General features: G+C 61.0%; 12 protein-coding genes. 5 read left to right on the top strand and 7 right to left on the bottom strand.

Translation table 11 applies throughout. From position 1 onward, the window contains the following. A partial coding sequence (locus tag ACRESD_RS09375; RefSeq protein WP_431750659.1) for an HU family DNA-binding protein occupies window positions 1–221 on the bottom strand: 221 nt, incomplete at its 3' end. A gap of 396 nt (window positions 222–617) precedes the next feature. Here ACRESD_RS09375 and yejK point away from each other — a divergent pair. Both yejK and ACRESD_RS09365 read left to right on the top strand, forming a co-directional pair. Then, a complete protein-coding gene (yejK, locus tag ACRESD_RS09370; RefSeq protein WP_431750658.1) occupies window positions 618–1,622 on the top strand; it encodes a nucleoid-associated protein YejK in 1,005 nt (334 codons plus the stop codon). Further along, complete coding sequence (locus ACRESD_RS09365) at window positions 1,622–1,972, top strand: glutaredoxin family protein (protein WP_431750657.1); 351 nt, start codon at window positions 1,622–1,624, stop codon at window positions 1,970–1,972. Before yejK ends, ACRESD_RS09365 begins: the two co-directional genes overlap by 1 nt. A 79-nt stretch (window positions 1,973–2,051) precedes the next feature. Here the strand turns inward: ACRESD_RS09365 and ACRESD_RS09360 are convergent, their stop codons facing one another. The 6 genes from ACRESD_RS09360 to ACRESD_RS09335 form a co-directional block, all read right to left on the bottom strand. After that, a complete protein-coding gene (locus tag ACRESD_RS09360; protein WP_431750656.1) occupies window positions 2,052–4,292 on the bottom strand; it encodes a TonB-dependent receptor in 2,241 nt (746 codons plus the stop codon). A gap of 249 nt (window positions 4,293–4,541) precedes the next feature. After that, window positions 4,542–5,519 (bottom strand): FecR family protein, encoded by a 978-nt coding sequence (locus ACRESD_RS09355; RefSeq protein ID WP_431750655.1) that lies wholly within the window; start codon window positions 5,517–5,519, stop codon window positions 4,542–4,544. Further along, window positions 5,516–6,094 carry an RNA polymerase sigma factor gene (locus ACRESD_RS09350; RefSeq protein ID WP_431750654.1) on the bottom strand — a complete coding sequence of 193 codons (579 nt, stop codon included), beginning with the start codon at window positions 6,092–6,094 and terminating at the stop codon, window positions 5,516–5,518. The genes ACRESD_RS09355 and ACRESD_RS09350 overlap by 4 nt, the downstream gene beginning before the upstream one ends. Before the next feature lie 7 nt (window positions 6,095–6,101). Further along, the gene (locus ACRESD_RS09345; RefSeq protein ID WP_431750653.1) at window positions 6,102–6,428 is read right to left on the bottom strand and encodes a DUF3325 domain-containing protein; all 327 of its coding nucleotides are present in this window, start codon (window positions 6,426–6,428) and stop codon (window positions 6,102–6,104) included. Further along, the gene (locus ACRESD_RS09340) at window positions 6,429–8,003 is read right to left on the bottom strand and encodes a PepSY-associated TM helix domain-containing protein (RefSeq protein ID WP_431750652.1); all 1,575 of its coding nucleotides are present in this window, start codon (window positions 8,001–8,003) and stop codon (window positions 6,429–6,431) included. Then, on the bottom strand, window positions 8,000–8,302 hold the full coding sequence (locus ACRESD_RS09335) for a DUF3649 domain-containing protein (RefSeq protein WP_431750651.1): 303 nt from the start codon (window positions 8,300–8,302) through the stop codon (window positions 8,000–8,002). The genes ACRESD_RS09340 and ACRESD_RS09335 overlap by 4 nt, the downstream gene beginning before the upstream one ends. A gap of 183 nt (window positions 8,303–8,485) precedes the next feature. Here ACRESD_RS09335 and ACRESD_RS09330 point away from each other — a divergent pair, with 183 nt between their 5' ends. From ACRESD_RS09330 to ACRESD_RS09320, 3 genes are all read left to right on the top strand, one after another. After that, window positions 8,486–8,974 (top strand): sigma-70 family RNA polymerase sigma factor, encoded by a 489-nt coding sequence (locus ACRESD_RS09330; protein ID WP_431750650.1) that lies wholly within the window; start codon window positions 8,486–8,488, stop codon window positions 8,972–8,974. Next, window positions 8,971–9,912: a FecR domain-containing protein gene (locus ACRESD_RS09325; RefSeq protein ID WP_431750649.1), complete on the top strand. Its 942-nt coding sequence runs from the start codon at window positions 8,971–8,973 to the stop codon at window positions 9,910–9,912. The genes ACRESD_RS09330 and ACRESD_RS09325 overlap by 4 nt, the downstream gene beginning before the upstream one ends. 90 nt (window positions 9,913–10,002) lie before the next feature. Continuing rightward, window positions 10,003–11,507, top strand: a 1,505-nt coding sequence (locus ACRESD_RS09320) for a TonB-dependent receptor plug domain-containing protein (RefSeq protein WP_431750648.1), incomplete at its 3' end; no start/stop codon positions are given.

Below are 11,507 nucleotides of genomic sequence, written 5' to 3'. Positions count from 1 at the left end.
GCGATTTCGATGGCAGCGCCAGTCGAAGGGTTACGGCCAGTACGGGCAGGACGCTCGGTCACTTTCAGCTTGCCGATACCTGGCAGAGTGATTTCGCCGCCGTTTTCCAGCTGATCAGCAACGATCTGGCCCAGTTGGTCCAGAGCTGCGCGCGCGGTGGTTTTTGGCGCGTCGATAGCTTCAGCGATATCAGCGATCAGTTGGTCTTTAGTCAAAGCCATTGTGGTGTTCCTTCCCTATCAAATTCATATGGATTGCAGAGTGCAGTGTCAGCCGTCGAGCCCGACCGTCATGGCCTGGCACCCCCGGCTATAACCACGGAGATCGGGGTTATAGATACTTGAAACGGGGATTGGTTCGACCTGACAGATGCTGAATGCACGCTTAACGCCGAGACTTGGCGTAAGACGGGGCAAAACTAGCACAGAGACGGGGAAATATCCGCTTCTACCTAGCCATTTGGTCAGCTTTATCGCTCTAAACCGTGAAAAAAAGGCATATAGGCCGTCGGAGCTCGCCCAAAACAGCTGTCGACGAGTGTCTTGGCCAATGGGTGCGGTACACTTGGCAACTTTTCGGGGAGGCCACCGGCTCCCCTTCAACCAGCCGAGAAGCCTATGCCGATCCGTCATTGCATCGTCCACCTGATCGACAAAAAACCCGACGGCACACCCGCAGTTCTCCACGCCCGCGATACGGAGCTGTCCGAATCGGCCGCCATCGAGAACATGCTTGCCGACCTCAACGAGAGCTACAACGCCAAACAGGGCAAGGCCTGGGGTTTCTTCCATGCCGAGTCCGGCGCGCACCCGTTCAGTGGCTGGTTGAAGGAATATTTCGACGGCGGCCAGGATTTCACCACCTTCAGTCGTACGGCGGTCGAGCACCTGCAAAAGCTGATGGAGGAGTCCAACCTCTCCACCGGCGGCCACGTGCTGTTTGCGCACTACCAGCAAGGCATGACCGATTACCTGGCCATCGCCCTGCTGCACCACAGCGAAGGCGTGGCGGTGACCGACGAGCTGGACGTGACCCCGTCGCGCCATCTCGACCTGGGCCAACTGCACCTGGCAGCACGGATCAATGTGTCCGAGTGGCAGAACAACAAGCAGTCCAAGCAGTACATCTCCTTTATCAAGGGCAAGAACGGCAAGAAAGTCTCGGAGTACTTCCGCGACTTCATCGGCTGCCAGGAAGGCGTCGACGGCCCGGGCGAAACCCGCACCCTGCTCAAGGCCTTCAGTGACTTCGTGGAAAGCGAAGACTTGCCCGACGAATCCGCCCGCGAGAAAACCAAGACCTTGGTGGATTACGCCAGCAGCCAGGCCAAGCTTGGCGAACCCATGGGCCTGGAAGAGCTCTCGGGGCTGATCGATGAAGACCGACCAAAGGCGTTCTACGACCATATCCGCAACAAGGACTACGGCCTCTCGCCGGAAATCCCGGCGGATAAGCGCACGCTCAACCAGTTCCGCCGCTTCACCGGCCGCGCTGAAGGCTTGTCCATCAGCTTCGAAGCACACCTGCTGGGTGACAAGATCGAATACGACGAAGCCGCCGGCACCTTGATCATCAAGGGCCTGCCGACCCAACTGACTGACCAGCTCAAGCGTCGCAACTGATGCTCGGTGGGGTTTTCAAGAAAGTCCTGCTGGTCTTGCTGGTCGTGGTGGTGATCCAGAACTGGGGCAAGATCGAGCGGGTGTTCAACCCGTCGCAGGTGGTATCGGAGCAGGTACGCGCTTGCGCACACGTGGTGCTCTACGCCACCGAATGGTGTGGTTACTGCAAGCAGATCCGCCGGTTCCTGGATCAGAAAGGCATTCCGTACCAGGCGTTCGACATCGAGAAGGACGCCCAGGCGCGCAAGGCGTATGAGGCGTTGGGCGGTGGCGGAATTCCGTTTGTAGACGTGAATGGCACGTTGATCCGTGACTACAACCCTGAAGCGATCATGGCCGCCTTGAAATAAGCCAATCTATCGTACACAGCAATTCAAATGTGGGAGGGGGCAAGCTCCCTCCCACATTGGTTTCTGCGGTGCTCTTACCTTAGAAGTTGGCCTCGAGCGACACCATCGCCGTACGCTCTTCTCCCACGTTGTAATACGCCGTGCTCGGCGCCAGCCCATTCACCGGGGCCGAGTTGAACGACACGGTACGCGCTGAGCTCAGGTATTCCTTGTCGAACACGTTAAGCATCGACAAGCGCAGGGTCGCGGACTTGATGACTTTTTTGTCCACCGGCAAGTAGATACCGGCGTTCAGGTCGACCACGGTACGCCCAGAGATTTTCTCGTCGTTGGTCAAGTCGCCGTAGAAACTGCCGACGTACTTGCCCGCGATGTTGCCGTAGAAACGCGAGTCGTCATACCCGAACACCAGGTTGAACATGTTTTCCGGCACGTTGGCCAGTTGCTTGCCCGCCGTCGGCAGCAGCACATTCTTGCTGAGCAGATTGTCTTTCTGCTCCGACTGGGTGTAGGTGTAGGACGCGTAGTAGTTGAAGTTGTGCGGTAACAGGCCGCTCCACTCCAGTTCCAGGCCCTTGTTGTCGACCTGTCCGACGTTGATCACCGCGTAGTCGCCGTTCAGGTCGGTGGTCGACAGTTGGCGGTCCTTGAAGCTGATGTAAAACAGGGTCGCGCTCAATGCCATGGCATCTTCGGTGTAGCGCCAGCCCAGTTCCTGGTTCCAGCTCAACTCCGGCTTGAGGCTCACCGAGTCACCCTTGTTGTACAGCACGTAGTTCGGTGGCGTACGCATGTTGCGGGTGACGTTGTAGAACGCCTGGTTGCTTTCGTCGACCTGATACTTGGCGCTGAAGTTCGGCAGGAACTGGTGGTAACGGGTGTTACGTTTTTCCGGCTTGTCGTACAGGCTGCCCAGGTTATTGCCGTCACGCTCGACGTATTGGTACGCCACGCCGCCGACAAAACTCAGGTCCGGCGTGGCTTGCCAGCTGTCCTGAACCCAGAGTTTCTGGGCCGGGGTGACGGTGTAGTAATGGCGGCCTTGTACCGTCGCGCCATTCTTGTCGACTACCTGGCCACCACTGTTGTAATCGCCCCACACATCGTCAGGCGCGCCTTCGCCGTTGATCCCGATAAACGGCTGGGTCTGGCGCTGGCGAGCGCGTTCATACCAGTAGCCGTAGTCCAGGCTGTGTTCTTCGTTGATGTCCCATTTCATTTTGGCGGTGACACCAGGGCGCCAGGTCTCGGTCCAGGATGGACGGTAGTAGTTGGCCGATTTCAGGTTGCTCAGGTCGTAGTTGCCGGCCTTGTCGGACTTCGGCCCCAAGTTCGAAGCGGTCTGGCCACTGAAACTGCCACCGTTGGCCCAGTAGTAATACGGAGTGACGGTCAATGCCAAGTTGTCTTGCAACTGCCAGCGCTGGGTGAGCGTGGCGTTGACGCTTTCAAAGGGATTGCGGTTGAGCTTGTAGGACGAGGACAGCAACCCGCTCTTATAGATTGGCGTTTCGGAGTAGTCCTTGCGTCGCCCTTCCTGCTCGAACTGCGTTTTGCTCAGGGTGTTGTAGTTATAGTTCTCCTGGTTGTTGTACTTCACCGTGGCCAGTGTGGAGTTGCCGTTGCCGTCTTCAAACAGGCTGCTCCACTCGACCTTGTCACTGCGCAGTGTGCCTTTGCCGCGCCACTTGTCACCTTCCAGGTGAGACGCCGATACCCAGGTCTTGAGGCCGCCGAAATCGCCAGTGTTCACACGTACGAAGGTCTTGCGCAGGGCATTGGCGCCGACGATCTGCTTGGCAAACACGCCGGACTCTTTAGTCGGCCGAATGGTGATCATGCCGATGTTGCCACCGCTGGAACCGATGTGCGGGCCGTCCGCTTCAGAGGAGCCTTGAGTGGCGAAGACTTCGGCGAGGTTTTCCGGGTCGCCCAGTTGGTTTGAATAAACCGCGTAGTTGCCCGAGTCGTTGATCGGCACGCCGTCCACGGAAACCCCGATCTGGTCGGAGTTCATGCCGCGCATGGTGAAGTTGGTGCCACTGGTGCCGCTGGCGTCATCGCTGGAAACGTTGATGCCCGGCGTGTACTTGAGCTTGTCGATGGCGTTGGCGGTCGCCGACATTTCGTCCATGGCTTCCTTGGTCACCGTGGACCGCGCCTTGGCACTTTCTTCGCGAATCATGTGGCCGTTGCCCAGGGTTTGTTTGCCGGCGATATTCACCGAACCTACGTCCTGCGCGTCGTCCGCCAAAACCAGCGGCGCAAAGCCACCCAGGCCCGTTGCCAGAAGCAGGGCATAAAGTTTGTTGTAGTTCACGTGTAGATCCCTTACTTACATTGATCTGTTGTATGGGGCAGTTGCGCCGAGGCTGGACTGGCAGACGACGCTTGTCTTCCTGACCACTCGCTCAGGAACCCGGGGATGATCCACGCCGCGTGTAACGGTTTGGTGACAGGTTTGGGTGATTGCGATGAAGGTTCGGTGAAGGGTCTACAGGCAGCGCAACACGTGGCCTGCAGAGACCGAATAGGAAAGGGAAAGCGGTAAATGCGCTGCGCGGTGTACCTAACGCAACACAATCATCCGGCCAAAAACCTGGTGCTGCTCAAACCCAAGCACCGCCTGCAAGGCATTCAACACTGCCTGCGGATCCTTGCTCGGGAAGCTGCCGCTCACACGTTTGCCGGCCATCTCGTCGTTGAGCAACAGAATGCGCCCAGGGTAGTAACGCCCCAGGTCCTTGACCACATCGGCCAACGGCGCCTTGTAGTAGTTGAGCCAACCGTCGCGCCAGGCCAGGCGGGATTCGCTGTCGACCGGGTGCATGGGCTCGGCGACACCGTCGACATAGGCCACTTGCTGGCCCGCCGTCAGAATCTGTTGCTGGCCCTGCTTGGTAGGCGTTACGCCAACCCGCCCGGAAAGCACCGTGACTTGGGCACCGGCCGGTTGCAGGCGAACCTCGAACTGTGTGCCCAACACCCGCGCTTCACCGCTGCCCGCCCCCACCACAAAGGATTGGCCGGTGTGAGTCACGCTGAAAAACCCTGCGCCGCGACGCAATTGAATGTGGCGCTCGCCATGACTGAAATCCACGGCGATGGCGCTGTCGGCGTCCAGGGTGACTTGGGATTGATCGGCCAGGGTGACAGTCCTCACCTCCCCGGGCGCCGTCACGTAGTCGGCGCCGAAGTCATCGACCCAGCGCGACGGCTCCCAACCGGCGCCCACGGACACCATCAACAACAGACATGCGGCCACGGCCAGCCCGCCGGACCAACGCATCACCCGTGAGCGCTTGGGGGTGTTCATCGCATTGAGGTAGCCCTGTAAAGCCAGTGCCTCCTCGTTCGCCAGTTTGCGTGCCGGCACTTCACTCAACTCCCACAGCACCTGCGCTTGGGAATAGGCCTCGACGTGCGCCGGGTCGGCGCGCAACCAGCGGCTGAAGGTGGCTTGGTCGCCACTGCTGGGCTGGTCATGCAACAGGCTCAGCCAGTCAAGCGCGGCCTGCTCCTGGGCGGGCGTGGGGGTGACGTTCACGGTGCTTTCCCTGGCGTGCGTAGAGGCGGTGGTTCGCGAAGGCTGGCTTTGCAGGCTTCGAGGGCACGCATCATATGTTTTTCCACGGCACTTTGGGACAGGCCCATGGCCTGGGCGATTTGCGCGTACTTGCGTCCATGAATGCGGTTGAGCAGGAAAATCTGCCGCGTACGTTCGGGCAGGCTGCGCAAGGCGGCTTCGACATGGCGCAAATCGTTGCCGGCTTCGAGTGCCGCCTGGGGCTCGGAGCCTTGGTTGTCTTGCTGTTCGGGCAGCCAACCTTCACTGCAGCGCACCCGTGCACCTTCGCTGCGCAGATGGTCGATGGCGATGTTGCCGGCGCAACGCAACAGGTAAGTACTGAGTTCTTCGACCTGCACCAGGGGCCGGCGCCAGAAGCGCAGGAACAGGTCCTGCACCAGATCGGCCGCTGTGGCGCGGCAACCTACGCGGCGGCTGACCAAGGCTTCCATCTGCGAACGTTGGGACAAGAACACCTGCAGGAAATACGCACGTCCACCGGCCGCATCGGTGTGCGGGCTGTCTTGGGATTCCGGTGGGGTGGTGATCATCATGGCTGGCTCAGAATAAGGCGAAGGCCGCAACAGGGCTGGTCAGCAGGCCGATGCCTGCCAGGATCAAGGCCAGCCTTGGCCGATACGGCAACAGCAACACCAGCAACAGCGCACTGAGCATCAACACGGCGCACCACTCCACCAAGCCTTGGCTCCAGCCGGTGACCGTCACGGCGGGCCAGATCGACAGCACGAGCAACAGCCAACCGGCCGCGCGCAGGCTCAAGCGCCGAGCGGGCGATGGCTTGCTGTGCAGCAACTCGCCGTGATGACGGTCGGTGGACAGGCACAGTGCGGTGAAACCGGCATAACACATCATCAAGGCCAGCAGCATTCAATGCGCCTCCTGCTTCAGGGGCAATGACCGCATGCGCTCGACCTTGGCTTGCGACGTCGTGCGGTGCTGCATCTTCCACGCGGCCCAAGTGAGGAAAAGGCCGCTGGCCAGGCAGGTCAAGTCGAAACCGGCCATGGCCCAGTCGCCCTTGGGCAGTGTCACGCCGAGAGACTGCGAAGTGGTCAGTGCGTTGAGCAGTGGAATCGCCACAAACAGCAGCGCGCCGAAACTCAATTGCTCGACCCAACCCTGGCACCCCTGGCGCAACACCGCGTGCAACACGCTCAAGCCCCAGGCGATGAAGAAGCTTTGCACTTCCCAATCGGAACGCTCGACCAGGCCCACCGGCAGCAGGCGATTGGCCCAGAAGAATGCAGCAATGGCGATCACCAGTCCGGACATGCTGGCGATATTCAGCACTTCCACCAAGCGCAGTTCAAACGGCATCACGCCGGTTTTGGCATGTTTGAGCTGGCGCTTGCCAAGCCAAATCACCAGCCCGGTGCCGATCATCGCCGTGCCCGCCAACCCACAAATAAAGTACAACCAGCGCAGCACCGGCCCCGCGAAGTGCCCCATGTGCAGGCCATAGAAACTGCCGCCGATCACCGATGGCAAAGACGGCTCGCCGCTCACTCGCAACATTTGGCCCGTGGTGCCGTTGAACGACACGCTGCTGCCAAAATCGTGTACCACACGGTCGGAACCTGCGCGAAACACATTGACCGAGGCGTTCACATCACTCGGGTTGTTCACCACCAATCGCCCCACGTGGCCGCCCGGCCATTGCTCGCGTGCCTGCTGGTACATCGGCAGCAACGGCAGCAAGTGCCCGGGCTGGCCGAGTGCCGGGGCAATCTCGGTATTGGGGAACACTTCATTGAAGAACGCACGGGAGTCGTTGCCATAGGAGGCCACGATGGGGGCCGGCATCACCATGCTCATGAAGATCACCAGGCTGCTGTAGGTGATCATCAAGTGAAACGGCAACACCAGCACGCCCACTGCGTTATGCCCGTCGAGCCAGGAACGCTGGCCTTTGCGCGGGCGGAAGGTGAAGAAATCCTTGAAGACTTTCTTGTGGGTGATGATGCCGGTGATCAGCGCGACGAACATCACCATCGCGGCAGTGGTCGACAGCCAGCGGCCCCATGGATGAGGCATTTGCAGCTGGAAGTGGAACCGATAGAAGAACTCGCCGCCCCGACTTTCCCGAGCCAGGACCGGCTGAGCGGTGACGGGGTCGAGGACTTTCTGGATGAAGTTGCCGCGTTTGCCCGGCTCGACCTTGTCCTGCCACATCACTGACAGGCCGGGGTCGCGCTTGTCCGGCAGGGAGATGAACCAGCGGGAAGCATTCGGCGCCTGTTGCTGCAGATAGGACTGGGCGGCGCCCAGGCTGCGGGCGTCATCTAGCGGATGGGCCTGTACTTCGGGCTGCATCCAGTGGGTTATCTCATCCTTGAAATAGGACAAGGTGCCGGTCAGGAAAATCGCAAACAATAGCCAGCCAAAGATCAGCCCGGCCCAGGTGTGCAGCCAGGCCATGGCCTGGCGAAAGCCCTCCTTCATGGACGCGCCATCCAGAAACCCACGCCGGCCAGGGTGGCAAACAGCGCACTTGGCACCATCACCCCCGCCCAGGCACGCCACGCTGTGCGGCAGGCAAAGCACCAGAGCACCGCCAGCAGGTAGAACACAAACGAACTCATCATCCCGGTGACGACCGCATCGGCGCGGGAGGTGGGCAGCCACAACGCCAGGCAGATGCTGGCCAGGGAAGCCATCAAGTAGCCGCCCACCACGGCTGCCAATACACGCGAGGTCACGGCTAGGCGGTAGGAAACAGGCAATGAGGGTTTGCTTTTCATGCGGGAAGCGCCAGGTTCATCAGCGCGCAATATTAATGATAAATATTCTCATAAGCAAAAGAGAACGGATGAATCACCTGTCGCCCTTTATCGAGATGCAGGATTGCCCAAGTGTGTTACGCAACCTACAATGCGAACAATTCTTGTTCTCTGACGCACACCAATGTTCGTGGAGTGATCGCGTTGCAGCCGTCCAACACCGTCGAAGTCCTGTACCACGACCATCACCACTGGCTCACCGGCTGGTTGCGACGCAAGCTCGGCTGCCCGGAAAGCGCGGCGGATCTGGCACAAGACACCTTCATCCGCGTGCTCACCGCAAGGGAAACCCCGACGCTGATCGAACCCCGCGCCTTCCTCACCACCGTAGCCAAGCGCGTGCTGTTCAACTACTACCGCCGCCAGGACCTGGAGCGCGCCTACCTCGATGCCTTGGCGCAACTGCCCGAACACGTGGTGCCCTCGGAAGAAGAACGCGCGATCATCCTGCAAACCCTGGTCGAGCTGGATCAACTGCTGGACGGCTTGCCCATCCAAGTCAAACGCGCGTTTCTGTTGGCCCAACTCGACGGCCTGACTTATGCACAAATCGGCGCAGAACTGGGCATCTCCATCGCCACCGTCAAACGCCACCTGAATAAAGCGGCGATGCGCTGCTACTTCGCCCTATGAACGTCTCGACCCAAGTCGCCGAGCAAGCCGTGCATTGGCTGATGGAAATGCAGCAAGGCGCGCTCAACCCGCGCCAGCAAGCGGCCTGGCAGCAATGGCTGGCGGCCCACAGCGAGCATCAGCGCGCCTGGGACCAGATCCAACGCGTCAACCAACGTCTGCGTGGCGTGCCCTCGCCCCTGGCCCATGCGGCGTTGAATGCACCGACATCCCGCAGCCGTCGCCAGGCGCTGAAGTTGCTGCTGATCCTCGGCGCCGGCTCGGCCGCAGCCTGGTGCCTGCGCCAGCAACATATTCTGCCGCCGCTGAGCGCAGACTACCGCAGCCCCGTGGGCCAGCGCCGCAAGCTGCAATTGGCCGATGGCAGCCAGCTGCAACTCAACACCGGCAGTGCGGTGGATGTGCACTTTGATGGGCAACAGCGTTTGATCCGCCTGCTCGAAGGCGAAATCCTGCTGACGACCCAAGCCGGTCAATCGCCCCTGCGCGTGCTGACCGGCCAGGGCCTGCTCAGCAGCCAGGCAGCGCGCTTGAATGTGCGCCAGTTCAACGACCACACCCAACTGGCGGTGCTCGACGGTCACGTCGAGGTCATGCCCAACCACTACAACGGCCTGCCGCTGACCGTCGAAGCTGCGCGCCAGGTGAATTTCACCCGCAAAGGTTGGGATACCCCGCGCCCTACCGACGCCAATAGTGGCGCCTGGGCCGACGGCATGCTGATGGCCGCGCACATGCGCCTGGAAGATTTCCTCAGCGAGCTGGGCCGCTACCGCCGAGGCCAGCTCAATTGCGACCCACAGGTGGCCAACCTGCTGTTGTCCGGCAGTTATCCGTTGGATGACAGCGAACGTATTCTCGACCTGCTGGAGGTGAGCTTGCCGGTCACGGTTCGACGCTTCACGCGTTACTGGGTGACCGTGCAGGCACGCGCCTGAAATATTTTCGACAACAGTGAGCCGTTTTCCAGCCCTCGCGTGACAGAGAAGGAAAGCCACCTTGATCCTTCCTTCTCAGGACCGCCCTTCATGCCCCAGCAACCGCCCCTTCTCGCCCGCACCCTGCGCCAACTCCTGCTCGGCGCCAGCCTGAGTTTCACCGCGCTGCCCCAAGTGATGGCAGCCGACGCCAAGCCCTATCACATCGCCCCGGCGTCGCTGGAAGCGGCCCTGAACCAGTTTGGTCGTGAAGCGGGCGTGCTGATTTCCTTTGGCTCCGAAGTGACGGCCGGAATGCAGAGCCGGGGTTTGTCCGGCAACTACAGCGCAGCAGAAGGGTTGCAGAAACTGCTGGAAGGCACCGGCCTGCAAGCTCGCGCCGAGGGTAACAACGCCTATAGCCTGCAACCGGCCAACGCGCCCGTCACCGTCGAACTGCAAACCTCCAACGTCGTCGGCGACTGGCTCGGCGATGCCGAACAAACCAATGTGTTCGAACACCCCGGCGCCCGTGACGTAATCCGCCGCGAAGCATTCGAGCGCCAGGGCGCGACCCAGGCCCGTGATGTGCTCAACCGCATCCCCGGCGTCAACGCGCCGGAAAACAACGGCACCGGCAGCCACGACATGGCGCTGAACTTCGGCATTCGCGGCCTCAACCCACGCCTGGCCTCGCGCTCCACCGTATTGATGGACGGTATTCCGGTGCCCTTTGCGCCCTACGGCCAGCCGCAACTTTCGTTTGCGCCCATCAGCATGGGCAACATGGACGCGGTGGACGTGGTGCGCGGTGGCGGCGCCGTGCGCTACGGCCCGCAGAACGTCGGCGGCATCGTCAACTTCGTGACCCGCGCCATCCCGGATGCGCCGACGGTCAAAGGCGGCTTGCAGACTGAAACCAGCCCGTCTTCCAGCCACGACGGCTTCAAGACCACCGGCAACCTGCTGGCTGGCGGGACCGCCGACAACGGCCTGGGCGGCGCGATCCTGTACTCCGGCACCCGTGGCGGCGACTGGCGCGAAAACAGCAACACGCGCATCGACGACCTGATCCTCAAGGGCAAATACCAGCTCGACGACGCCAACAGCTTCAACGCGATGGCGCAGTACTACGAAGGCCAGGCCGATATGCCCGGCGGCTTGAACGTGAAGGACTACAAGGCTGATCCGTACCAGTCCACCCGCCCCTACGACAAATTCTGGGGCCGCCGTACGATGTTCAATGCCGGCTACCGTTACCAGGAAGACCGCCGCGAGTTCACCGCCAACACCTTCTTCACCACCACCTTGCGTAGCGGCTACCTGGACCAAGGCAGCTTCCTTTCGCTGTCACCTCGCGAATACTGGGTACGTGGCCTCGAAACCCGCTTCGCCCAAGGCTTCGACCTCGGCCCTACCAGCCATGAAGTCGGCATCGGCTACCGCTACATCAGCGAAGCCGGCCACGAAATGCGCTATCGCACGCCGATCACCGCCAACCAGCAAATGCCCACCACTAACAGCCGCAACGACCGCGACACCCGTGGCGCCACCGAGGCCAATGCGTTCTTCGTCGACGACCGCATCGACATCGGCAAGTGGACCATCACCCCGGG

The sequence above is a fragment of the Pseudomonas sp. genome, assembly GCF_050739995.1.
GTDB lineage: Bacteria > Pseudomonadota > Gammaproteobacteria > Pseudomonadales > Pseudomonadaceae > Aquipseudomonas.
This window is presented reverse-complemented; position numbering and strand designations above follow the sequence as displayed.